The 24713-nt window shown below is 47.3% G+C and carries 18 protein-coding genes; 4 read left to right on the forward strand and 14 right to left on the reverse strand.

Features of this window, described 5'->3' with window-relative positions:
* The first annotated feature begins 1 nt into the window (after position 1).
* The 3 genes from kdpB to WC647_00240 are packed head-to-tail and all read left to right on the forward strand — an operon-like array spanning position 2 to position 4306.
* Complete coding sequence (kdpB, locus tag WC647_00230) at positions 2 to 2026, forward strand: potassium-transporting ATPase subunit KdpB (protein ID MFA6220716.1); 2025 nt, start codon at positions 2 to 4, stop codon at positions 2024 to 2026.
* A gap of 16 nt (positions 2027 to 2042) precedes the next feature.
* Entirely contained in the window at positions 2043 to 2624 is a 582-nt protein-coding gene (gene kdpC / locus WC647_00235) for a K(+)-transporting ATPase subunit C (GenBank protein ID MFA6220717.1), read from the forward strand.
* Positions 2625 to 2626: 2 nt separating this feature from the next.
* Positions 2627 to 4306 (forward strand): PTS sugar transporter subunit IIA, encoded by a 1680-nt coding sequence (locus WC647_00240; protein ID MFA6220718.1) that lies wholly within the window; start codon positions 2627 to 2629, stop codon positions 4304 to 4306.
* A gap of 77 nt (positions 4307 to 4383) precedes the next feature.
* Here the strand turns inward: WC647_00240 and WC647_00245 are convergent, their stop codons facing one another.
* The 8 genes from WC647_00245 to WC647_00280 all read right to left on the reverse strand — a co-directional run bounded on the left by WC647_00245 (position 4384) and on the right by WC647_00280 (position 14022).
* Positions 4384 to 6366, reverse strand: coding sequence for a hypothetical protein (locus WC647_00245; protein ID MFA6220719.1), 1983 nt, complete (start codon positions 6364 to 6366; stop codon positions 4384 to 4386).
* Positions 6367 to 6424: 58 nt separating this feature from the next.
* On the reverse strand, positions 6425 to 8074 hold the full coding sequence (locus tag WC647_00250) for a hypothetical protein (GenBank protein ID MFA6220720.1): 1650 nt from the start codon (positions 8072 to 8074) through the stop codon (positions 6425 to 6427).
* Between the two features lie 221 nt (positions 8075 to 8295).
* Complete coding sequence (locus WC647_00255; protein ID MFA6220721.1) at positions 8296 to 8997, reverse strand: ABC transporter ATP-binding protein; 702 nt, start codon at positions 8995 to 8997, stop codon at positions 8296 to 8298.
* Between the two features lie 2 nt (positions 8998 to 8999).
* On the reverse strand, positions 9000 to 9755 hold the full coding sequence (locus tag WC647_00260; protein ID MFA6220722.1) for an ABC transporter ATP-binding protein: 756 nt from the start codon (positions 9753 to 9755) through the stop codon (positions 9000 to 9002).
* Positions 9756 to 9785: 30 nt separating this feature from the next.
* Positions 9786 to 10715: a branched-chain amino acid ABC transporter permease gene (locus WC647_00265; GenBank protein MFA6220723.1), complete on the reverse strand. Its 930-nt coding sequence runs from the start codon at positions 10713 to 10715 to the stop codon at positions 9786 to 9788.
* Positions 10716 to 10778: 63 nt separating this feature from the next.
* Entirely contained in the window at positions 10779 to 11663 is an 885-nt protein-coding gene (locus WC647_00270; protein ID MFA6220724.1) for a branched-chain amino acid ABC transporter permease, read from the reverse strand.
* 106 nt (positions 11664 to 11769) lie between these two features.
* Positions 11770 to 12999, reverse strand: a complete 1230-nt coding sequence (locus WC647_00275; GenBank protein MFA6220725.1) for an ABC transporter substrate-binding protein — start codon at positions 12997 to 12999, stop codon at positions 11770 to 11772.
* Positions 13000 to 13173: 174 nt separating this feature from the next.
* Positions 13174 to 14022, reverse strand: coding sequence for an SDR family oxidoreductase (locus tag WC647_00280; GenBank protein MFA6220726.1), 849 nt, complete (start codon positions 14020 to 14022; stop codon positions 13174 to 13176).
* Positions 14023 to 14259: 237 nt separating this feature from the next.
* On the opposite strand from WC647_00280, the gene WC647_00285 reads away from it, so the two are divergent.
* Complete coding sequence (locus tag WC647_00285) at positions 14260 to 15693, forward strand: sigma 54-interacting transcriptional regulator (GenBank protein ID MFA6220727.1); 1434 nt, start codon at positions 14260 to 14262, stop codon at positions 15691 to 15693.
* A gap of 47 nt (positions 15694 to 15740) precedes the next feature.
* On the opposite strand, the gene WC647_00290 is transcribed toward WC647_00285, so the two are convergent.
* From WC647_00290 to WC647_00315, 6 genes are all read right to left on the reverse strand, one after another.
* On the reverse strand, positions 15741 to 16811 hold the full coding sequence (locus WC647_00290) for an arginase family protein (GenBank protein MFA6220728.1): 1071 nt from the start codon (positions 16809 to 16811) through the stop codon (positions 15741 to 15743).
* Between the two features lie 83 nt (positions 16812 to 16894).
* A complete protein-coding gene (locus tag WC647_00295; GenBank protein ID MFA6220729.1) occupies positions 16895 to 17914 on the reverse strand; it encodes a uroporphyrinogen decarboxylase family protein in 1020 nt (339 codons plus the stop codon).
* 289 nt (positions 17915 to 18203) lie between these two features.
* Positions 18204 to 19544: an MFS transporter gene (locus WC647_00300; protein ID MFA6220730.1), complete on the reverse strand. Its 1341-nt coding sequence runs from the start codon at positions 19542 to 19544 to the stop codon at positions 18204 to 18206.
* 378 nt (positions 19545 to 19922) lie between these two features.
* Complete coding sequence (locus WC647_00305) at positions 19923 to 21251, reverse strand: (Fe-S)-binding protein (protein MFA6220731.1); 1329 nt, start codon at positions 21249 to 21251, stop codon at positions 19923 to 19925.
* Positions 21252 to 21287: 36 nt separating this feature from the next.
* Positions 21288 to 22763, reverse strand: coding sequence for an FAD-binding oxidoreductase (locus tag WC647_00310; protein MFA6220732.1), 1476 nt, complete (start codon positions 22761 to 22763; stop codon positions 21288 to 21290).
* A 203-nt stretch (positions 22764 to 22966) separates the two neighbouring features.
* Positions 22967 to 24562 carry a CoA-acylating methylmalonate-semialdehyde dehydrogenase gene (locus tag WC647_00315; GenBank protein MFA6220733.1) on the reverse strand — a complete coding sequence of 532 codons (1596 nt, stop codon included), beginning with the start codon at positions 24560 to 24562 and terminating at the stop codon, positions 22967 to 22969.
* Between the last annotated feature and the right edge of the window lie 151 nt (positions 24563 to 24713).

A 24713-nucleotide genomic window follows, 5' to 3' on the forward strand; every position in this document is an offset into this window, starting at 1 on the left:
GATGACTGCGAAAGCGCTTTCAATCTTCGATCGTGAGATATTAAGTCAAGCGGTTGTAGAATCTTTAAAGAAACTCAACCCAATAACTATGTTGAAAAATCCCGTTATGTTCGTCACGGAAATTGGCGCGGCCATAACCACGGCGAGCATCATTTTCAAACCAGAGACTGAGTCATTCGGCTTCGGTGTTCAAATCGCTGTCTGGCTATGGTTTACGGTGTTATTCGCCAATTTTGCCGAGGCGGTAGCTGAGGGACGGGGCAAGGCCCAGGCAAACGCTTTACGCAAGACTCGCTCCCAAACCACAGCCCATCGCCTACTTCAGGATGGTCTCGTACAGCAGGATATTTCAGCGGATAGATTAAGAAAAGACGATGAAGTTGTTGTTTCAGCCGGTGAGACCATCCCGGCCGACGGCGAGGTAATCCAGGGTGTAGCGTCCGTTGATGAGTCAGCAATTACGGGGGAATCCGCTCCAGTGATCAGAGAAGCCGGCGGAGACAGGAATTCAGTGACAGGGGGCACGAGGGTACTGTCGGATTTTCTCATAGTAAGGGTAACAGCCAACCCTGGAGAAAGTTTCCTTGACCACATGATCAGCCTGGTTGAAGGGGCTCAACGCCAGAAAACGCCGAATGAGATAGCGCTCACAATTCTACTGGCCGCTTTGACAATAATTTTCCTCGTCGTAATCTTTAGCCTGAAATTTTTCGGAGCTTATTCCGGAGTGTTTTTTTCAATTACTGTTTTGACCGCTCTTTTGGTTTGTCTCATACCAACTACGATTGGTGGTCTTTTAAGCGCAATCGGTATAGCGGGAATTGATCGTCTGGTACAAAAGAATGTGCTTGCGATGAGTGGTCGAGCCGCCGAGGCAGCGGGTGACGTTGATGTTCTACTCCTGGACAAGACCGGAACTATTACATTGGGTGACCGGCAGGCGACCGAATTCATACCCGCTCACGGAGTGCGGGCCGAGGAATTGGCCGATGTGGCGCAACTGGCGTCGTTGGCTGATGAAACACCGGAAGGGAGGAGCATTGTTATACTCGCCAAACAATACGGACTTAGAGGGCGAACGCTCTCTGAAATGCCGACCGCCACATTCATCCCCTTCAAGGCGGAAACTCGAATGAGTGGTGTGGATATTGACACCAGACGAATCAGAAAAGGAGCGCCTGACGCAGTAATTAAATTTGTTGGAGGCCACCTGCCGGCGTCTGTCGAAGACGCTGTCGCAAGGATATCCAATTCTGGTGGAACGGCTCTGATAGTGGCTGAGAATGAGAAAGCCATGGGTGTCATCCATCTCAAGGACATTGTGAAAGGCGGATTGAAAGACCGGTTTGAACGATTCCGTTCGATGGGGATCAAAACCGTCATGATCACTGGTGACAACAGGTTAACTGCGGCAGCGATCGCAAAGGAAGCAGGAGTAGATGACTTTCTAGCAGAGGCCCGACCTGAAGACAAACTGGCCCTTATTCGTAAGGAGCAGGCCGCCGGGCATCTTGTCGCCATGACGGGTGACGGGACAAACGACGCCCCTGCGCTGGCGCAGGCCGACGTTGGAGTAGCGATGAATACGGGGACACAAGCAGCCAAAGAAGCCGGCAACATGGTAGATCTTGATTCAAACCCTACCAAGCTTATTGAGATAGTGGAAATAGGAAAACAAATGCTCATGACACGGGGCGCTTTAACTACATTCAGCGTCGCAAACGACGCCGCAAAATATTTTGCTATTATCCCAGCGATGCTCGTCGCCACATTCCCGGTCATAAGTCCACTGAACATCATGCAGCTTCAATCGCCGCAAAGCGCCATCTTGAGCGCAGTAATTTTTAATGCGCTCATCATTGTGGCACTCATTCCGCTTGCTTTGCGTGGGGTTCGCTTTCGACCTTTGAGCGCGGCCAAGTTGTTACGCCGTAATCTACTTGTTTATGGGCTTGGAGGACTTGTGGCGCCATTTATAGGAATAAAACTGATCGACTTGTTTGTCTCGGCGCTGCGACTAGCGTAGAATTGGAGGATTCTCAATGAACTATTTAATTTCCCAGCTTCGAATATCCCTGGTTGCAACTATCGTTTTGGCTATAATCTTATGTGGCTTATATCCAGCGTTGATATGGGGCGTAGCTCAGGCGCTGTTCCCAGAGAAAGCAAATGGCTCGCTAATCATACAAAATGGCAGGACTGTCGGCTCCAAACTCATTGGTCAAAATTTTACCGACTCAAAGTATTTTCATCCAAGGCCTTCAGCGGCGGGAGATGGAGGATATGACGCTACGAGTTCGGGGGGCAGCAACTTGGGGCCAATATCAAAGAAATTAATAGATTCAGTTAAGGAGCGTGTTGAGGCGTATCGAGCGGAAAACAACTTGCCGTTGAACGTTCAAGCGCCCGCGGACGCCGTAACCGCCTCAGCCAGCGGTCTTGATCCCCACATCACCGTCAGGAACGCCTTATTACAGGTGCCGCGAGTCGCGAAGGCTAGAGGCATAGAAGAAAAAACTGTAGTCGAAAAAATCGAAGCCAACACTCAGGGTAGGGATTTCTATATATTGGGAGAGCCCAGAGTCAATGTGCTGGCTTTGAATTTATCACTCGACGCGAGGTAATTTTGAAGACTCTAGCCGAAGATAGAGCGGGTAGTTTTCTGAGGATGATCCGTCGGGCCCGTAGGGGGCGGTTTAAGATTTACCTGGGCTATGGCGCCGGAGTAGGAAAGACCTACCAGATGCTGCTCGAAGGCCACAGGTTGAAAGCCGATGGTATAGATGTCGCTATCGGATTGGTGGAGACACACGGCCGTTCTGAGACACAAAGTCTGATAGAAGGATTGGAGGTCATCCCAAAACGCAAGGAGGAATACCGAGGAATTACACTTGAAGAGATGGATGTCGACGCTGTCCTATCCAGAAAACCTCAAGTAGCTTTAATTGACGAACTCGCTCATACCAATATGCCGGGTAGCAAGAATCAGAAAAGATATCAAGATGTTCAGGAAATCCTGGCGGCAGGCGTACACGTCATAACGACTTTGAACGTTCAGCATCTGGAAAGCCTTTACGACACTGTTGAAAAAACCGTCCACGTTAAAGTCAGGGAGCGTCTACCCGACTGGATATTGGGAGAAGCTGATGAAATAGTCAATGTTGATCTGTCACCGGAAGACCTACAAAAACGTCTCCAGGAAGGTAAAATATATCCAGCGGAACGAATTCAGACGGCCCTTTCCAATTTCTTCACAAGCGACAACCTTGAAACTTTAAGGGAGCTAACTCTTCGTGAACTTGTTTCTCAGATTGATCTAAAAAGAAGGGAAAATCTTGAAGACGAAAACCAGATAGCGCCTGATCAAGTCATGGTCTGCCTGAGTTCGAGAGGACCTAACAGCGCAAAGTTACTTCGTTACGCCTCTCGTTTGGCCGGAAGATTGAACCGGAACTGGTATGCTCTATATGTCCAAACGCCCTCAGAAGCGCCAACCGTGATCGATCCGAGAACACAGACTATCCTGTCTGAGACATTGACTCTTGCAAAGCAATTGGGGGCCATAGTTTTCACGTACAATGGGGAAGATGTGCCAAAGACGATACTGCGCTTCGTGAAAGAATACAGAGTCGGACATGTTGTTATTGGCAGCCCCGGAAAAATTCCATTTTGGAAGAGATTTCTCGGCAAACGAAGTCTGGTTGAACTTCTCATCGAAGAGGCACGGGGAATTACAATAGTAGTGCTAGATACACACGAACCTGTCGTATCTCAAGGAGACAATGAAACCTCGAAGACCGGAATAGTCGAAGATCGCCGCCATGCGTCGGGCCCAAACCCTACTACTATCAGCGTGACTACTCTTCTTGCGCCGAACAGGATAATCTTGTGGAATGAACCTATCACGAGGGAAAAATTGCTTCGGGAACTTACCGAAAAGGTCGCTCGCGAATCCGGTGGTTCTTCAGAGGATATTGTTACCAAATTGTTGAATCGGGAAAATGAATCATCGACATTCTTTAACGAAGGGATCGCTTTCCCACATGTTCGCGTTGCTACAATAAAGGAGCCTTTAGTAGCTCTTGGAATACCTTCCCGAGGAGTATTGGACGTTCCGACTGAGACTCCGACAAGATTGGTGTTCCTCATACTGGCGCCTGCATCAGACCCCAGTGTCCAGGTTCGAATTCTTGGAATGCTAAGTCGTCTGGCAAGAAACCAAGATTTCGTTGAGCAAGTGGCCGGCAGCAATAGCAGCGAGAAAGCCTGGATTAACATTGTCAAATTTGCGGCAGATCACAAATAGAATCACACTGTTTATTTTGAAGGTGTAGAGCCCGTTATCATGTTCGAAATAATATCGATACATCTCCAATAGCCGGATTAGTTTTCAACCATCGTTAAAGTAGCGACTACAGATTTTGGATCAACTCCCCCTTCAATGAAACCGAGAGGGACCTCGAACATTTTTCCGCGATCATCAGATGACAATAAATTGAGATCATTCTCTTTCAGAAGGAACGCTTCCGTTATTTTCATGGAATGAGGGTCCATTCGGTTTCCTGTCAACAAGATGTCATTGTAGGATTTCCCGACTGGAATACGAACGTAGACACGCAGGGAGTCCGCGACGGCTGTTTGAAGCAGATCACTTCGAGTTTCCAGCTTTGTCACGTGAGCGAGGACAGCGTATCCCAGGTCTTTAGCTTCAGCTTCGTACTTGACAAAATATACCAGGGGCCTCTTCAGATCTCTGTTTGGAGCCGACTTCCTGTGTACTATTACCCCTTGCGCTCTTTGAAATTCAGCCGAATACCCTGTAAAGTCGCGCCTGGGAATTCTAGGGAGATCAAAGTCGTATACGTCTCCACTGCTCGATGGAACAGAATAATCCTTAAACGCCTGTCTGTAGGAGATTGTTCCCAATTGAGGGTCCATTTCAAAACCTGGCGGCTTGACTACCTGTAGCTCAAGGCCGGAATGCATGCGGTAAAAGGCAGGCTCATCCCAACTGCGAACCGGTAGTCCAAAGGTCAGGAACGACCCCTCTTGCACTCCGTTCATCAGACCATCTGTCAAGGCCTTCTCCATCAGACTCCGATGATAATGTTCCGCATCATTGTAACACTGGACTACAATGTTGTTGTTCGTAAAATTAAGTCCCACCACAGCGGCCCCAATCAACGCAGTTGCTATCATCGCTGATCCCCGAAACATTTTTCTCGTGTTTCGCAGCGTATTATTTACCCAAGTAAGGAACATCAACGCTATCATCATAAGACCGAAACATGAAACGTAAACCGGCAGGTACCCCAATCCCCATTTCAGTTCCCTCTGGTACTTGGCCGACAAAGTCACTAAAAAGGCCGGAAAAATCCAAAAACCAAGTCCCAAAACACCAAGAGCCTTTATTCCCTTCATAGAGACATCTGAATCTTCACCAGATAGATAGTCCCAGTTAAAGATCCATAGAACAACCCACAGGACAGTAATTGCCACAAGTTGATTAAGAAAATAGGCGCCTGCATAATCCCAGGCTTGCGCCAAATGTCCGAATGAGAAGAAATAACTTAGTGGAACAGCCGCGAAAACCTGTTTTAGAAAAGCGGTAAACCAGGGCCAAAATTCGAGGCTCAGTGTCGTCCCTTCATAGCTCGTGTGAAACATGGTTCTTATGACAAGCGCTACGGTGAGGTTCACAGCAACCAGGACAAAAAAGGGACTTGAAAGCTTGAAAATCTTTTTCTTTTCAGAGACACCAAGCTCCAGATAACCTACGAGAGCATAAATTGCGCAAAAAGAGTAAAACGCCTCATAAACCAGCAACAGGATAGCAAATAGGAACACACTGGCCACAAGCTTTATAAGCTGCGGCTTCCGAATGTACCATATAAAGAAAATTAGGGATGCTTCCGCAAGCGCAAATTCTATCTGCATCAAATAATAATAAGAGAGGATGGGATCATGGTAGAATCTAAACTGGAAGAATAACGGGGCAACCAGCAAGACAAGTACAAACAAATTCTTATTTCGGGTTATAAGTTGTACAAGATAACCGAACAATAAGACATTGATTAGAACAAATACGATCTCGCCAATTTTATAAAAGAGCCTGTCAAGATAATAGAACGCCGGATAATAGTAGACCACAAGAGGATACCATCGCCCATCCCTAATGTAATCCTGAACTGTGCTCCAGCAGATTTGGCCAAGATCAGCGCGGGTCAGTGAAGAGATTCCCCTTATACAGGATTCTCGCCATGCGTCATCCCCTAGAAAAGGGCTTTGTAGGACCGGCAGCAAATTGATTATGTTTACGACAACGGCAAGGACAATTAAATATGTTCTTAGTCTGGTTCGCGTCAACTTTCCGGCTCCTTGGAGGTTTTACAAAATGAACCACTTCCACCTCCAAGATTCCTCTTTACCATAGGTAACTTGTTCTTCGAACGGTTTTCATTCTAACTATTGCCCGAAGGTTCTCTTTTCCGAGTTTCAACATTGCTACGCTCAGATCCCCGGTAAAATCCCAGGGTCTCGATCTGCTATGGATAACTACTTCGAGCTTTCTGTGGAAACCACAAAGATTCAACCAGGATTTGATACTGTAATCGCTCAGATATGTTACGTCCTTGGCTTTTGGTTCTTTTTTCTCATAAGATCTTAAACACTCTGGAACATTGTAGAGGTTGACTCGACAGTCTTGGGTGAATTGTGTGGTTCCTGTAGCCAACTTGGTCAGTATGAGTCTTCCCATTCGCCCGCTCATTTCCCATTGATCATAACTTCTCACTACGGGGGAGTATATGAACAAATAGGAAAGGAGAAGCATTCCGATCGTCAGGACCAATCCTTGAGGTTTTAGTGTAGCCAACAGCCCTGAAGATCGAAATCCGGTATTTTGATATTCTAGACCAGCCCTCCAGAAAGCTCTGATACTTTCGGCCAAAGGGTAAGCTAGGAGGGCGCTAAAAGGAATCACGGGAATGTACATGCTCCTGTGCGCAAAAGTCAGGGTGACCATGAATAGTAGCAAAGGAGCTAAAATCCAGGAGGCCAGAAAGCAAAGCAGTCGGCCCGATTTTCGTCTGTGCGATGAATCCTGGCCGGACAAGGATCCCACCAGGTAAAGACCCAAATAAAAAGTAAAAAACGAAAGCATCACAAGTGTCCACCAGTTGGCGTAACAACAGTCCAGCACACCCCACGGATCGCTGGGATAAAGCAGGTCTATGAAGTAATTGTGAAAAAGATTTATGAGATAATGATATATGTCCGCATATTCCCAAGGATCCGTCCTGGTATAGCCGCCCAACCCGCCCAGGACTACTGTACGCCATGATAGATAGGCCGATGTTATCACGATGAACGGGGAGGTTATTTTGAGCGAAGAGATCAATTTTCCCGGCCAACTACTCTCTTTGGAAAAAAATAAAACCTGGCAGAAAATAATGGCCGGCAGAATAACAGCGATCTCTTTACCGCCCAAGGCCAAGATATAAAAAATGAGCGATAAGAATATAGACCACTTGTAGTCCAGATTAGACTTACGGCTCTTTAAAAAAAACCACAGCGAAAGTAACAGAAACACGGCCGCAATGAGGTCATGACGTCTATCGGTGGCAGGAACACTTTCAATGAGAATAGGGTGTAACGCAAATATCAACCCGCTGAGCCAAGCGAACAGAAGATCTCCGGACGACAAACGAAGCATCACCGTAATTACGAGAATAGCCACAAAAGTGTTTAATAACAGGTTGGTCAGTTGGAAACCGAAAGGACTCAGGCCCCAAATAGCATAATCCAGTGAATAAGAAAGCGAGGAGATTGGACGAAAAAATTTGGCTACGTCAATAAATTTGGATCCCGCCATGAGAGGTTCGGCAAACAGTTTTGCGAAGTCTTTTAATGACTCGATCCGGCTGGTTTCAATCAGAGTGATGGTGTCAGTGCCAGTAAAAAAGTAGCCCAGGATAGAATGATAGGAGAAAAGTGAAATAAGACCGACCGATACAATAGCCGCAATGAAAAGTATTTTCTTTTTCTGACTTCTTGAGGGGTTTTCCTGAACCATGAAGCTTAAACCTGACCGTTAATCAAGGCTTACAAAAATTGACCCTCCTATGTCTCACAATCAGGGGAGGGATTTCAAAAAACCAGAAAATTCGAAATTTGGACGAAATCCAGTCTAATACTCCCTTATTCCAGGGCATATTACTTCCGGGACGGTCATTTCGTCCATCTTTTAAATATACTGCGTATTATTTTTTTGAAATTTGAGGCCAAACTTGTAGATCACACTGCGAGATAACGTTTTGTCACTTCGGCATCCCTGGCCAATTCTTCAATGGTACCCTGATATTTTATGTGGCCGTTATCCACTATATAGGCCCTGTCCGAATGTTTGAGGGAAAACTTGACGTTTTGTTCAGATAAAAGAACTGTTGTTCCCTCTCGTTTTAGAAGATCAATAAAATCACCGAGTACTTTTACTATTATGGGAGCAAGTCCTTCAGATGGTTCATCAAGTAGTATAAGATCAGGATTGCCCATCAAAGTACGCGAAATAGTCAGCATCTGCTGTTCGCCTCCACTCAAATTTCCCCCACCACGGTTGGCTAGTTCTTGCAATCTCGGAAAAAGTTCATAAATCCGTTCAATGGTCCAATTAGTATTGCCTTTAGCCTTCCGTAAACCTACTTCAAGATTGGCGCGAACGGTGAGATCCGGGAATATCCTACGATCTTCAGGGACAAACCCGACGCCCAGTCTGGCTACTTTATACGGCGCCATGCCGGTGACATCGCGGCCATTAAAGATTACTGCTCCACTTTTGGGAGGAGTAAGCCCCATGACGCTACGCATGGTTGTAGTCTTACCTGCTCCGTTTCTCCCGAGCAACACGACTACTTCTCCCTTGTCAACCTCCAGGGAAACATCAAACAGGATGTGACTCAACCCGTAATATGTATTTATATCGTGGACTTCCAGAAGCATGGCTACACCTCTTCCCCGAGGTAAGCTTCGATTACCTGCTTATTCGCTGAAATCTCGCTAGGGGATCCTTCGGCCAGCAGGGTTTTGTAGCATAAGACCCGAACCTTCTGAGAAATCCCGAATACTATATCCATGTCGTGCTCGATGTAAACCATGGTAACGTTCATCCGGTTCCATAGTTCCTTGACTAATTCGACCGTTTCCCACCTTTCCTCGGGACTCATTCCAGCCACCGGTTCATCAAGAAGAAGCAATTGGGGTTCCAAAGCCAACGCTACCCCGATATCCAGGCGTTTTTGATTGCCATGAGCAAGAGTCCCGCTTAGGTGATGAGCCTTATCAGCCAATCCGACACTTTCTAGAATTTCAAAAGCTCTCTGTCTTATCCGGGTAGAACTGTTCCAGTGTTTGACAAAACTAAGATTTCCCTTGAGCCTAGTGATTATTGTAATCACAATATTTTCCAACACACTCATTTTGGGGAAAATGTTCGTCCTTTGGAAAGCCCGGGCCATTCCCAGTTTCACAATGTCGAAAGGTTCCATTCCAACAATGTTCCGGCCTTGAAAAATGATCTTCCCTTCATCTGGAACAAGAGCGCCAGTAATTAAATTGAAAAGGGTTGTCTTGCCAGCCCCATTAGGTCCGATAATCGCGCTCAGTTCACCTTGCTCCACAGAGAAACTGACATTGTTGAAGACCTGATTCCCATCGAATGACTTAGAAAGATTTTCGATACTCAGGACCGCTTCAGCCATTTGAGATTCACACTCCATTCAGGGAACGATTCATGACGAAGATCTAGTAAACAGTTGTCGATAAAGCCCCACCAACCCATGAGGCGCAAAGAGAACAACAACTAATAGCAGGCTGCCCAGAACAATCGCCCAGACCTCTACCATACTCCTATGAACCTGTTGTAGGAAAATCTTGAGGAAAATCAAAACAGAAGATCCTATAGCCGGACCCACCAGTGAGTACATACCTCCAACTAGGCTCGCCAGTATGGGTTCGGCCGATTTACTCCAATAAAGAAATTCAGTCTGAGCAAAACGGTTCAGTTCTGTCAGCATCCCACCGGCCAGACCCGCAAACGCTCCAGCGATAATGAAACTGAGCAGTTGGTATCGTCTAACGTTGATTCCGATGAACTTCGCTCGTTCCATATTTTCTCGGATGGTCCTGATGCTGAGACCGAATGAAGAATTAACTATCATCCTCATAACAAAAAAGCATATCACGAAAAGAACGAGGCAAAGCCAATAATAGTTTATTGGCCCCAGTATTTCTGGCCTTGGGACCCCGTGAAGACCATCATCTCCACCTGTAAACGTGTACCATTGAAAAACAACCATGTACAGGAGTTGACCGAAGGCAAGGGTGAGAATTGAAAAGTATAACCCTAGAAGCCGCACACAAAACCACCCCACAATTGCGGCCGTGATTGCAGCCACAAATGGAGCGGCGGCGAGAGCTAGATACAGCGGGAAATCAGCCTTCTTCATTAGTAATGCCACAGTATAAGCTCCAACACCGAAAAAAGCCGCATGGCCAAAGCTGACCATACCACCAAACCCTAAGATGAGGTTCAAGCTCATGGCGAACAGGGCCATGATAATCATTTCGGTAGACACCCAGATCCAGTATTCACCAGTCTTACCGAGCCGACCCAAAACAATTGGAAGGACGAAAAGGACGATGATTACCGTGATTCCCATGCACCATCCTGTGCGAGAGGAGGACTTCATATAATCCATTGTGTAATTCAGCCTTTTCCTGATCTATCGTTCAGGTTTTCCAAAAAAACCCCAAGGTCTGACGATTAGTACCAGAGCCATCAATGCGTAGGGGAAGACGAGGGCCCACCGGCCGAAAGGAAATTGGAAAAAGGTCAGGCCCGTCCCAATTATTAGCGATCCCAAAAGGGCCCCACCTACGCTACCCAGTCCTCCGATCACAACGACTGCAAAGCACTCTATAATCGTCGACATGCCCATGCCTAGATCGATATCCGAGAGAGCGGCAGTTAGTACACCGCCGAAACCGGCGAGCCAGCACCCCAACATGAAGGTAGAAGTCATAACCCACGAGACGTTGACTCCCAAGGCGCCCAACGTGTCCGGGAACGAAACAGCGGCCCTTATTATGTTGCCTGTCCGTGTCCTGTATAGCAGAAACCACATCCCAAGAGCTATTAGGGGGCCAACCACTAAGATGAAGACATTATACGACGGCAAAGCCATACCCAGGACGTCAACCGATCCCGCAAGCAGATCTGGTCGTGGAACACTTCGAGGCTCACCCCCCCAGATTACCCTGACCAAATCGTCTAAAATGAGGACAAGCGCATAGGTTAATAGCAATTGAAGAAGATGTTCTTCACGATAAACCCGACGAAAAAGAGACACTTCAAGGACAAATCCAATAATTGCGATTGCTGGGGGCACTACCAATAAGAGGGCAAGAAAACCTAAAAGAGACTCTCCAGCCAAGATGGTAGACAGAGAGTACGCCATAAAAGCGCCTATCATATAAATAGAGCCATGGGCGAAGTTGATTACTCTTAAGACACCAAACACAAGAGATAGTCCAGAGGCAATTATGAAAAGGAGCATCCCCTGGCAGAGACCATTTATCAACATAAAAACAAATAGTTGCCACGTCATGGTTCTTGTCCACGCAACGAAATAGGATTGGTCATGTTAATGGAGAAGTGACTCTCTAAGACCCAATGAAATCAATTTGATTCAAGAGTCACTCCTGTAATGCGTGTTATTTCTGCTCAGCCTGGAGCTTCTTGACCTCTTCCACGGATAACCAGACTTCTTCGGCCGGTACTTCGTGAACATCTTTAAGGACCAGAAATTCCTTGAATTCAGGCGATTTTGCCGTCACACCGGCGTATATACCCACGTTAGCCATGTGGTCTACATCGCGGATATAGCGTTCACCTCTTAATGAGTTGAACTTTAATCCACCGAGGACCTTTACGACCTGTTCGGACTCTGTGCTGTTAGCCTTCTTCATAGCCTCGGTCAATGCTATCATTCCGTCATATGAAGTGACTGCCCAGTCTGCGGGCCATTCTTTGAACTTGTCGTAGAATTTTTTGACGAACGCCTTCATTTGAGGGGTGTCTATGGCATAAAACGGAGCTCGGGCATATCCCAACTGTCCCTCCGGCATTTCATTACCCATGGAGCGGAGCGTGTCAACATCGTATAGGGAGCTTACCGACGCTTGTTTAAAAACCCCATAGGGTTTGGCTTGCTTTATGAACGCGCTCAACTGGCCCCCCCAGAAGGCAGCATAGATGGCTTCCGGTTTTTTGGCCATGAGCGTTGGGATAAAAGTGGAAAAATTTGACTCGCCCAATTTCACCCAAATAGTATCGAGAATTTCAACATCTGGGCGGCGTTTGGCCATTTCCTTCTTAAAATTTGTCAGGTGGTCGTGTCCGTATGCGTAATCCGGCCCAATAAGGCTATATTTTTTGTACGGCTTTTTGGACAACACCAGAGCTATACCTCGACTCTCGATTCCAGTATTAGGGACAACCTGGAACATGTACGGCTGGAAACCCGTTGTAGTAAGCGCTTCCGCATTCGATGTGTGGAAGACGATGATCTTCTTAAACTCATGCGCCACTTTGGATGCGGCTAATGCGACCGCGCTGCTGGTAGGCCCAAGTAGGAATTCACATTTTTCACTAAGAATCAGTTCCCTAGCCTGGTTCGCACCGACGTCCGGCTTTAATTGAGCGTCACGGACTACAAGTTCCAGCTTCTTTCCGAGTACACCACCAGCCGCATTGATCTCTTCAATAAACATGTCCATAGCAGCCTTCTGGGATTTGTACATCGGCGCGCCAATTCCAGAAGCGTCTGCGATAAAACCGAGTTTAATAACATCCGAGGCCGATGCGACGGAACTGATGAAAAAAATCATTGAAAACATTGCCATCGTAAACGTTAACAAAACTCTCCATTTAGCGTGTTCCATTAATACCCCTCCAAACTTGAAAGATTTTTGGGCCCTGGCCCATTGATGTGGAGTTTCCCGAAGAATTCAGTTTCCTTTACCAAATCAGGAAACCAATTTTCCTGATTCGCCCTTAAACCCAGTCAGCGCATTCCATTATTTTTGGGAGCATCCCCATTCATTGAAAACGCTCTCTTAGTATGTAAGGACCATACCGCCGTCAAAGAGAAGATCTCCCCCAACCAAGTATTTCGCAAATCGAGAGAACCCAAAAATAAAGAGATTGCCGACTTCGATTGGAGACATCATTTCCTTGATACGGGATTTCCCTTTCATGATATCTTTAACGACTTCCTCAGGCGATATTCCTCGCTGCTCAGATTGAGCCGGTACCTGGTTCAGGGTTAAGTTTGTTTTCACAAAACCTGTACTGACGGTGAAAGACCTTATCCTGCCTTCCCCTTCCGCTGAAATAGACTGAGACAGGGCCCTCAAACCAAATTTCGTAATGTTGTACGCCGGTTTGTTCATAGTACATATGTGACCGTGAACGGAGGACATATTACCTATGACTCCAGAGCCTGAGGCGCTTTCTTTCATATACGGGATAGTGAGCTGAGAAAGATAGAATGGCGCTCTCAACATGAGCCTTAGCATCAGGTCATATTTTTCCATCGGAAATTTGTCTACCGAATCAATATGCTGGATACCCGCTACGTTGGATACATATTTGATTTGCCCGAGTTTAGCGGATTCTGTGACCGCAGATTCGATATCGGAATCACTGGTCAAATCAGTCCGAATGAACACCATTTGCCCGCCCATTTCACGGGCCATTTGCTCTGTCTTTTTACCCTCTTTCTCATCGATATCGAGTCCCACAGTCGTAAGATTGTTTGCGGCGGCAGCGACTGCTGTGGCTCTACCAATGCCACCTGCGGCGCCAGTAACTATACAAACGTTTCTAGGATTGAAGTCTTCGTCAACCAGCACGAGCACTTCTTCTTTCCGGATTTTTGGTTCACTAATGTCCACTCTGGCCATGCAACCTCCATCTTATATGGACTTATCAGTCTTGAAGAGGGCAATTTCCGTGCCGACTATTCTCATCTCGAAAAGAATGTGTGGTTTGTGTGTCCAGAGAGCCTGCTACCGGTTTGTTCCCGTCTTGTATTAGATTTGTCCGTATATTTTTTTGGGACATGAGAGCTGCAAAGGTGTTGCGATATAAGTATCAATAGTGATACATGTATTTAAAAGGATACACAAATAGGCTCCCCCATGGCGCAACCCCCCGTTAACGATTTTGAAACCAAGGAATCTCCAAACGACGCGCCCTATCTGCGAAAACAGGTCGAGATGTTCGAATTGATCTTTGAGAGCATCTACAATGGGGTCATGGTGACAGACTCAAAAGGCTACGTGACTCATTTCAATAGACCGTATGGCCAATTCCTTGGAGTAGATCCAAAAAAACAGATTGGAAAACATTGCACTGAGGTCATTGAAAACACCCGGATGCACATTGTAGCGGATACAGGGAAAGCTGAGATCAATCAAAGTCACTCCATTAATGGGCAGAACATGGTGGTTCAACGCATTCCCATTAAGAAAAACGGTAAAGTAATAGCCGTTTTTGGTCAGGTGATGTTTAAAGACGTCAGGGATGTCGGAAGGCTGGCAAAAAAACTCTCCCTACTGGAATCAAAGGTAGAACTATATGAGCAAGCGCTCATCTCGCTCAGATCCACTCGTTACACTTTTGACAGTATAGCCGGTGACAGCGAAACCATCCGATTCCTCAAGAAAGAGGCTTTGAAAGCTTCGGCCACTAACTTGCCCGTACTGATAACAGGCGAATCAGGAACAGGCAAGGAGCTGTTCGCTCAAGCCATTCATAACGCTAGTCCAAGGAGACTCAACCCTTTTGTCCGGATCAACTGTGCCGCAATCCCTCGTGAATTGATGGAATCCGAGTTATTCGGTTATGATCGGGGGGCTTTTACAGGCGCAACATACAAAGGCAAACCCGGCAAGTTTGAACTTGCTCATCGAGGAACTTTATTTCTTGATGAAATTGGTGACCTGCCTCTGGAGATGCAGCCCAAGCTCCTGAGGGTTTTAGAAGAGAAAGAGGTCGAAAGAGTAGGAGGAACTTCACTCATTCGTGTCGACTTCAGGCTCATCGCGGCAAGCAACCAAAATCTTGAGTCCATGATGACCGCCGGGCGTTTCCGCAAGGACCTTTATTATCGATTGAATGTTGTATCACTTAATATAAGACCGCTCAGGGAAAGACCGGACGACATTGTTCCACTTTCCAGACACATGTTGGAACAGTTTGCGGTAGATTACTCTCTTCCAACAATAAAGACAGATCCCCAAACAGAGGCTGTTTTGGCAAAACACGATTGGCCAGGCAACTGCAGGGAACTGTACAATGTCTTGGAACGCACTGTTTCGTCTTTAGAGGGGAACATAATCCGGCCAACTGATTTACCTATGCAGCTATACTCAGGTGAGAAGAAATCAGTTACATTGACTGGTCTATCCTTAAAGGATGTCCAGGGAAACGCTGAAAGAGACGCTATCCTGTCAGTTTTGGCCGCGACCAATAATAATAAGGCTAAGGCTGCCCGCTTGCTGGGTATTCACCGCACTCTCCTGTACAAGAAGCTCAGAAAATACGGTGTCGATCCGGAAGAATTGACATAGCGCCCCTATGGAGACCGTGAAGTCATTTTCTCAAGCCCAAATAATTGTCAGAAACAAATTTCTTTTATAAGGTGGGAAGCTATCAGGTAGGTTCGATCGGCGCCCATTTTCTCGCCGGACCCGGCTCGACGCGGGTTAAATTCTGAAACATCCAAACCCGCAAGAGTGATGCCGCGATCCAGGATCTCTCTAATACATTTTGCTATTTTGTATATTTGACTTTCATTTATCCCTTGGTAATTTTGAAACCTGACACCTCCAAGAGCATTCCGCGCTCCGATGTCCATGTCTATGGATATGTAGATGTAAGGCGTTTTTATTCGACGAATAAGATTACTCAGTACAGAGGATCCAAGAGACAAGTCCTTTTTTGTTAATATCTTAACACCACTTCTTTTAAGGGAGGAATAACAGTTTACGTAGCGCTTTATCCTGTCATCTTTGATCCGAAAAGCACGCTTTGGAGGGTAGTCACTGACACCGATGAGATAAAGATTTTCGGGATCAATTACGCCGTCTTCAAGAAGATAGTGCAGGAAAGAACTCGCGTTGTATGAATCGGGGCGATTTCTCAGGAAAGGGTCACTCGGATCGTGAATGGAACTAGGGTTTGTCGCTATATCATATTGAATAGCCCCCGACATTGCCGACGCAGGTAATGCGTCTACATGGCTGTCGATGACGATCAGTGAGATTTCCTCGGGTTTGTAAAGGGAAGCCAGAGAGGCAAACACGCCACCGGTAAGAGAATGATCAACGGCAATCATACAAGGAATCTCAGGGAAAATAGACTCCTCTACAAATTTTCCCGCCGCCTGAGCAAAATCCTGACATCCGTTACTATCAATAAAATACACGAAGTTTTCCAGGGCAACGTTTTTTCTTTCCGTTGATGAGGGCATTGGTCGGAGCCATGGAGGCACATCGAGCGACCCTCCTTCTTTCCACAGGCTCGGGTCCACTTCCTGACGAATGATTTGCATCACGGCGGCGTACGGGTCGTCGATCTTCTCGCCGTATCCAATCAAGCGCGTCTTCTCACGAATGGATTCATCCCGTTCGTCAGGATCCAGCGGGCAACCAAAAAAGAATGGGCGTCTTCTAATGACCTCTTCCATTATCACGTACCATTCATGCTGGTTGAGAATAGTTCCAATCCTTCCAATGGAAAATGAGGAAGGATTGGAATAATATGGCTCGGTTAGTTCTTAGAAAAATCGTCTCTTGCCTTTTTGATTTGGAGCAGGTTTTCCAGCGGCGAATTAGGGGCGATACCGCACCCGGGTGTAAGGAAATCGGTGCCATTGTTCAGCGCAGCAATTGACTCCTGGTAACATTCTTCCGGTTTACCCATGAAAAGTGTTGTGGCTGTCGCAACGTTTCCAAACACCTTTACACCCTTGGGACCGGCGATTTCTACCGCCTTTTTCATGTCGGCTTTTTCCTCGATGCTGATGCCTGCGACACCCGAATCGCACATTAAGCCTATAATAGAATCAGTATTTCCGCAAATATGAAGCACTAGAGGTCCCTTGGACTTACTTACAACCTCTTTCATGAGGGGGAGCATGTATTTTGCCCATGATTTCCCGCTCATAACTGCCGGTCCCGAAGTCGGTTCGGCCAACACGTAGTAATCGGCCCCATTGTCGAAGGCAAAGTTGATAGCTTCAATTGCAGCCCGTGTTGTAACCTCAAGGACCTTAAAGACATTCTCGGGGTTTTTTATAGTCCATCTCATAAACAGTTCCGCTCCCACCAAATTCGCAGCAGCGGTGAAAGGGCCCTCAGTTTCTCCAAATATAGCGAGTTTTCCTTCGACCTTCTCTTTGAGCATCTGGAAATGTTGCTTATACATGGGGAAACGACCCCTTTGCAAAAAATCGGAGGGGAAATCAAGCCCTTCAAGACTCTCTGTGAATGGGTGTGCTTTGATAGAGTATTGTCGGTCAATCTCGGCCGGGCCGAGAGTACAACCGAGAGCTTCACTGATGGCAGTGATATCCCATCCCATTGCCTTGACCCACTCGAATCCGGCATATTTGGGTCCCGCTAAAGCAAGTTCCGTCATTGCTACAGGGTCGTTATCCGCAAGTGGCCTCTCGTAGCCACATTTTTTCATAATATCTACCACTCCATATGTGGTAGTGCATCCACAGAGGATCGGTCCGGCGCTCTTACCCAAAAGCCGATCCATGAATTGTTGTTTTAGTGTCATCATGGTCTCCTCCCAATAATATGAGATTAGTAATCAAAACGCGGATACGGTGTCTAGCGTGCAGGGCAAGAGAGTTGTGTACGCAAGGGTCGCCAATTCTCAAAAATGCGAACCCAACTCCTCTCGCCGTAATCAACCAAAAGCCCAGGTAAAGATCTGCATTAAGCGACAACCTTCACATCTTAATGGGAGGATCCCGATCAGGTCAATTCCTGCCCATGAGCTACATGAATAGCACAGCGTTCACATAGAAAGAATTCAAAACCTGGAGCGTTTATCCGCTCTCGTTTTATTACGCTGATTTCTGCTTCAGCACTTTGCTGTCAGTCGTAAAAAACATCGCAATTGCACCAATCACCAAGGCAATAATGCATGCTAGAAAAGTTGACTTATACGCTCCGACCGGGAATTTGTCTCCGACCTTACCGTAATAATCCAGAACTATTCCCATGACCGACTGGAATAAAGCGCCTCCGATGAAATACCAGACGTTGAGCATGCCATTCGCGGTAGCAATGAAGCTGTGCGGTTGTCCCTCAGCAATGTGGGCATAGTTCGGAACGTAGGCTCCAGAAAAGAACCCCATGACGAACAGTAAAGGATAGAACATGCCTACAGGAATCTTATCCGGCCACAGCACCAAAGGTAACCATGTCAGGGCATAAATAATGATTCCATAAAATGAAGCGTTCCTGCGGGATTTCAAAATCCGGTCGGAAAGATACCCAAATGCGAAGCAACCTACCGCCATACCGATCGGCCATAACATGAGAATGTTAGCCGCTTCTTGTTTTGGAAGGCCGTACGTCTGCTGCAGGAACGGAATACACCATAGGCCCTGGAATCCCATGACCGTGCCGTAGATCACAAATGCATAAATGGCGATTAGCCAATAGTTCTTCATCCCGAACAGTCTTTTTACGTTTTCGCCAAAACTGACCTTTTGAGTACTCTGGACGGAATAGTAATCGATACCATCTATCTCTGAGACAGTGGGCAGACTCTTATCACTCGGCTTGTTTCTGAGGACAAGGAAATTCAATATAGCCACAATAGCCATGAAAGCGCCTAACCAGTAGAAAGACGCTCGCCAACCTACGATGCCTACCAGGAAAGCCAGTGGGGCCGCAGCGAGCACTGCCCCTGCGTTACCCACCGTAAGCATCACGCCGGTGAGGGTGGCAAACTCCTTGGGTCGAAACCAGTTGGCCAGAATTCTCATACAGGGGATCCAGACTACCGCTACCCCAACTCCCATCAGGAAACGACCAAAGACGATCATTCCAAAACTGTGTGCGATACCAAAGAGCGCTGTTCCGATCGCCGCAATAATGAAAAAGATGGTGACCGAAATCCTTGGCCCCATACGGTCTGATAAAATACCGGAAGGAATCTGCATAGCAGCATAAGGATAGAAATACATTGAAGACAAAATCCCAAGGCTTGTAGCCGACAGGCCGAACTCCTTCATCAATTCGGGCGCTATAACTGCAGGGGCCACACGGTCGAAATAAACGAAGATGTAAGTCAGCAACATCATTCCATAACAGACCCACCTGTAGCGGAGCATCTGCTTCGCCAAGTTTGAAAATTGTAAATTGCCAGTACTAGTTCCAACACCTGATTGACTCATAGTATCACCTCTCTTTGACCAGACCAAAACACGATAAAATACGTGAATTTGTAATCTCCCGGGGTCATGGCCGTAAACCCTCTCCGGCCATTAATACCTTTCTATCTGTGCAACCTTTAACCACTTTTTAAACGGTGACTGCCCGAGAGCCTGATGTGATTGGCTTACGCTATACGTCACCCAATCAACCTGCGATGCTACCTTGCAGATTGGTCCGGCTCATAGTTTTCAAGCGTCTTAGGCACCGACCAACTCTGCTGGGTTAACTCTGTCAGATGTTTTAGGCTCTTCTCCTTTCTAGATCCGTTTCGATCCTGAAATTCAGATTTGGCTCCAAAGTAGATGGAACCAAATCTGATCAATATTGGTTTTTTTGTGTCAGTCGTCGTTGCTTCCAACGAGAACCTTGTCAATCAACTCAGTAAGGTCATGGACCTTGACTTGGCCACCGATTCTTTTTGAGCCTTCATTCAGGTTGAAGTGACAGAAGGGGCAAATCGATACCATCCTATCCGCTCCTGTGTCCATTCCCTCCTGTACTCGCAGACTGGCATTCTTGGTCGCCCATTCCCCAAACCCGGTCATTACTCCTCCTCCGCCTCCGCAGCAGAAGGCGTTGGCCCTATTCCGCGGCATTTCTACAAATTCGACCCCTGGAATGGCTTTCAAAAGATCTCTGGGCTGCTCGTAAAGACACTCGCTCTGGTCAACATCCAGATAGGCCCCTTTCCATAGTTGCTTGCCTTCGTGGTCAATAATAAACTTGTTCAAATGCCTGCCTGTGTGACACGGATCATGGTATGTGACTTTCCAGGGGAGTTCACCCTTGAATTTGAGCTTTCCCTCTTTGTAGAGACGATTGAGGTAGTCCGCCGTGTGTATGACTTCAATTCCTTCCATTATCTTGTCGTATTCCGAGGAAAGAGAATAGTCTTTTTTGATCGCACGGTAACAACCGGCGCAGGAACTAACGATTGTTTTGACACCACGCTCGTCATGCGCCCATTTGAAGGTCTCTAGGTTCTTCGTGGCAACCCGTTTGAATTCTTCAGAGTCTCCCACCCGCATGGCAGTAGAACCGCAGCAAATTTCATTCTCACCCAAGATTCCGAAGTCCATCCCGAGTTTCTGAAAAATGGAAGCCGTAGCGGTGGGAACTGCCCGCGCCGCTGTGTTAAACGCCCCAGTGCATCCAACAAAGAAAAGTACTGGCGCTGGTTCTTTATTTATATCTTTAATGGGCTTACCGGCCTTCTTGAATGGACGAGTCCAATCCGTTCTCACTCGTCTCGGCCCTTGGTATGGATTATTGTAATTTTTCATCGACTGCAGGAGGTTCTTATGCAGAGGCATGGGGCCCACGCCGTCCTCCACCGCCTTGCGTCTCATCGCTTCAATGATTTCCGGAATGAAAGGCTTGTGATCAAGCTGGCACTGGTTTTGACAACCAGCGCAAACGGTACATTTGTAAATGGCTTCCAGCAGTTCGTCGTCCCAAGGAAGCTCTCCGCTCAGAATTCCACGAGCGAAAGCAATTTTCCCCTTGGAAGCCATCATGCCTTCGAATCCAAATTCGGTCCCTGCAGGACAAATTTCGCCAAACGTTGGTGGTGGACCATAGTCATACGCTATTTTACAAGTACCGCATGCAGTGCACCTCCAGATTTTATCCTCAAGCTCTTTCAGCTCTGCAATCTTCCAATCCATTGTTCCTCCAGTTTGAATCTGTTTTTTTTTGATTGCTTATATGCCGAGTTTGCCGGGATTCATGATATCGTTCGGATCCAGGAATTTTTTCATTCTCCTTAAAAGATCCAGATATCCTGGATTGGCTCGTTTATTGATCTCGGTAGCAAAATCTATCGGCGGTTTGTAAGGAATTCCACCAGAGTCCAAATCGACTTTGAGGCACTCAACAATCGCGTGTCTTGCGTTTTCAGTCTCTTCAGCGCTCTGTTTGTTAAATGGAATCATCGCTCTGAGCATGCCGTAGTGAACACCCCGATACATGCTCATGCGGACCGATGGTGAAAGGTTATGTCCAATGAGGATCTCTTTCCACTTATTATAGACAGGCGCCCAGACCTTGGCGGGTGTAAAGGTCCCCGGCCAGGATATTCCAGCGCCACCCTGTTTGCAGTAATTCTTGGTAGAACCCACTACCTGGCTCGGTAGTTGTGTTCTTCCCTTCAAAGCCTCTTCCGGATAAACCGTTCGTTTGATGGATGTATTCTTCTTCTGCTCTTCCTCAAAGACTGTCTCCCAGATTTCTGTCCTGGCCTCTCTTTCTTTTTCAGTCCACGAGGTCGTAGTCGCAAAGCTGAACCACTCGGGAGCGTCATCGGGCTTGGTCTTGAAAGGATAGGGAATAGGGACCTGTGCAAGCCACCAGGAAACCGCCGTTAGGTCGTCACACATCTCATAGTTGCTTAAATTCAACATGTAGGAGTACATGTCCTCCACATTGTCACATGATACTGTAAAGACTTTGAGAAGTGGCGGAATCGGATGAACGCTGATACCGATCTTGGTGACAACACCGGTCGACCCCAACCATCCCTTGAAGAGACCGTCAAGCTGAGGCATTGGGAGACAACTGTGCCAGGCGTCGTGCCTGATGGCGCACGACCCTACCCGCACTAACTCACCGGTAGGAAGAACAACTTCCATACTGGTAATCTCCTGGCTGTTCAATCCATACTTGGCGTTAAGCCCTCCAATACCATGTGAAATAGCGCATGCCAGTACCGAAGCCGATGGAGGCCCGACTGGCCAACCGAACCTCAATTTGTGCTTGTACAAAGCGTCCGCTAGTTTGGCGTGAGAGACTCCCGGTTCTATAACCGCAACATGCGCTTCGGAATCTATGTCAACAATCTTGTTCATTTTCTTCAGATCCAGAAGAATGCCCCCACGTTCGGGAATCGTAAGACCGCCGATATTTGTGCCGGCAGTGTAGGGGACAACAGGGATCTTTTCCTTATTGGCAAACCGGAGAAGCCCCTGGACCTGTTCAACCGTTTCAGCCATGACCACATAGTCTGGCGCCTTGGGTTTTACAAAGCTTAGATCATACGAGTATGCGTAACGAATGTGTCTCGACGCGGTGCAGTTTGTCTCACCTACGATCTTTCTCAGTTCCTTGAGCACAGAGTCGACATTTCCGACATCCGTCGCGGTGAAAACTTGATCTTTCTGTGGACTGCTCAACTCAGACATCTGGACCTCCTTCCTGAGCTTTAAAAAAGGGGAACAGCCAAGCCTGTGAGCGGGGCCGTTAATGACGCCGCTCATTGATTCTCTGGAAAGGGGAGCGTTATCCCCTTCCTACAAAGACCCTCAACTCTAAAGACTAACCACCAGCTGCGGATTCTTCGGCGGAGGCTGTCACAACTATTGTAGACGCTCGGCGCCATGCCGAGTTATTTCTTCTCATCTTCCGAGGGTAGCGAGGTGATAGTGCCGTCCCACGTGTCGACCTTTTGGGAGGTTTGTGAGCCCTCTTTGAACCACGTGGAAGTGACGTTTTTAACTTCCGTATAGAAACGGACCCCATCTTTTCCCATAACGTGAAGATCTCCGAAGAAAGAGTTTTTGTGCCCGGTAAAACCGAAGATTCCTACAGGCACGGGAATGCCGACGTTGACTCCTACCATTCCCGCATGAGTTCGATAGGCAAAATCTCTGGCATAGTATCCGTTCTGCGTATAAATTACGGATCCGTTGGCAAATTCGCTGGCGTTCATGATGGCCAGACCTTCTTCGTAGTTCTTCACTCGCTTGACGCAGAGCACAGGGCCGAATATTTCCCGATCACCGCATGTCATGCCTGGTTTGACGTGGTCAAGAATCGTGGGGCCAACAAAGAATCCCTCCTTGCACTCCGGCGGAACACTCGGCTCTCGTCCGTCAAGTGTAAGTTCAGCTCCCTCTTGAATTCCTTTCTCTATCCAGTCAGTGACAAACCTCAGATGACCTGGGTTTACAACAGGTCCCAACTCCGTAGATTTGTCATACGCGGCTCCTATCTTTTTCTGTAAAGCAAGATTCTTGAGTTCCGTGACTAGTTCGTCCGCTATCGCCTCTTCTACGCAGATAACTGGCAACGCCATACAACGCTCTCCGGCGCAGCCACAGAATGCGTTGATAATCCCATTGGCGGTTCGGTCAAGTTTGCAGTCACTCAGAACAAGAGCGTGATTTTTCGCTTCAGTCAACGCTTGCACCCGTTTCCCGTTGCCTGCGGCAGTAGCGTATATATGACGACCGACTTTTGTGGAACCAACAAATGACACGCCCACTATGTCGGGATGTCTCAAAAGGATTTCCGCTTCGGTCCTGCCAGCGGTCACGATATTGATGACACCTTTTGGCAGCCCAGCTTCATGCCAGAGTTCCAGGATACGCATCGCCGACTGCGGAACAAAACTAGCAGCTTTGATGACCATAGTGTTTCCCGTTGCGATGCAGAGAGGGGCCATCCAGCCGTGAGGTATCATCGCTGGAAAATTCCACGGGGGAATACCGGCAAACACTCCCAACGGATGATGGTATAAGACCGTATCGTATCCGGATGAGACATTCATGATGGACTCACCCTTCATTAAGTGGGGGATTCCACAAGCGAATTCCACAACTTCATTTACCTTCAGGATATCGCCCATTGACTCGGTCCATGACTTGCCCTCCTCCTTGCAAAGGAGATACGTGAGTTCATGCAAGTGTTCGTCCAAAAGCGCCTTCATGTGAAAGAGTACCTGCGCTCGCTTGTTTGGAGGAGTATTGGCCCAAGCTGGAAAGGCCGCTTTTGCGGCGGCAATAGCGGATTCTACTTCATTCACCGTGCACTGTGGCGCCTGCGCAATGACGTGGCCGGTGGAAGGATTGTAACAATCCATGTATTTAGTTGTTGTTGATTCCAGCCACTCTCCATTCACACAGTATTTTAGTCTGGAAGGCTTGTCCCCAAGCTCCTTCCGATACTTAACGTCTTTAAGGGCTGTTTCCATTGGATGCATTTCATTCTCCTTTGATAGTTCCATCGTCACGTCCACATAACTACAATTGTTTTGTTGGCCAATATTTTCGCCCCCATCAAATGTCCCGGCATTTATATTCAGGCTTCAAAGGGACAAAACAATGCGTTAAATATTGATAATCTTTCCATCA

It is taken from the genome of Desulfomonilaceae bacterium (assembly GCA_041662605.1).
In the GTDB taxonomy this organism is placed as follows: Bacteria; Desulfobacterota; Desulfomonilia; order Desulfomonilales; family Desulfomonilaceae; genus CAJBEZ01.

What these genes read in the sequence shown, in the direction of transcription:
- kdpB (MFA6220716.1), top strand. Translation starts at nt 2, where the DNA reads ATGACTGCGAAAGCGCTTTCAATCTTCGATCGTGAGATATTAAGTCAA.
- kdpC (MFA6220717.1), top strand. Translation starts at nt 2,043, where the DNA reads ATGAACTATTTAATTTCCCAGCTTCGAATATCCCTGGTTGCAACTATC.
- WC647_00250 (MFA6220720.1), bottom strand. Translation starts at nt 8,074, where the DNA reads ATGGTTCAGGAAAACCCCTCAAGAAGTCAGAAAAAGAAAATACTTTTC.
- WC647_00255 (MFA6220721.1), bottom strand. Translation starts at nt 8,997, where the DNA reads ATGCTTCTGGAAGTCCACGATATAAATACATATTACGGGTTGAGTCAC.
- WC647_00260 (MFA6220722.1), bottom strand. Translation starts at nt 9,755, where the DNA reads ATGGCTGAAGCGGTCCTGAGTATCGAAAATCTTTCTAAGTCATTCGAT.
- WC647_00265 (MFA6220723.1), bottom strand. Translation starts at nt 10,715, where the DNA reads ATGGGAATCACGGTAATCATCGTCCTTTTCGTCCTTCCAATTGTTTTG.
- WC647_00270 (MFA6220724.1), bottom strand. Translation starts at nt 11,663, where the DNA reads ATGACGTGGCAACTATTTGTTTTTATGTTGATAAATGGTCTCTGCCAG.
- WC647_00275 (MFA6220725.1), bottom strand. Translation starts at nt 12,999, where the DNA reads ATGGAACACGCTAAATGGAGAGTTTTGTTAACGTTTACGATGGCAATG.
- WC647_00280 (MFA6220726.1), bottom strand. Translation starts at nt 14,022, where the DNA reads ATGGCCAGAGTGGACATTAGTGAACCAAAAATCCGGAAAGAAGAAGTG.
- WC647_00285 (MFA6220727.1), top strand. Translation starts at nt 14,260, where the DNA reads ATGGCGCAACCCCCCGTTAACGATTTTGAAACCAAGGAATCTCCAAAC.
- WC647_00290 (MFA6220728.1), bottom strand. Translation starts at nt 16,811, where the DNA reads ATGGAAGAGGTCATTAGAAGACGCCCATTCTTTTTTGGTTGCCCGCTG.
- WC647_00295 (MFA6220729.1), bottom strand. Translation starts at nt 17,914, where the DNA reads ATGATGACACTAAAACAACAATTCATGGATCGGCTTTTGGGTAAGAGC.
- WC647_00300 (MFA6220730.1), bottom strand. Translation starts at nt 19,544, where the DNA reads ATGAGTCAATCAGGTGTTGGAACTAGTACTGGCAATTTACAATTTTCA.
- WC647_00305 (MFA6220731.1), bottom strand. Translation starts at nt 21,251, where the DNA reads ATGGATTGGAAGATTGCAGAGCTGAAAGAGCTTGAGGATAAAATCTGG.
- WC647_00310 (MFA6220732.1), bottom strand. Translation starts at nt 22,763, where the DNA reads ATGTCTGAGTTGAGCAGTCCACAGAAAGATCAAGTTTTCACCGCGACG.
- WC647_00315 (MFA6220733.1), bottom strand. Translation starts at nt 24,562, where the DNA reads ATGCATCCAATGGAAACAGCCCTTAAAGACGTTAAGTATCGGAAGGAG.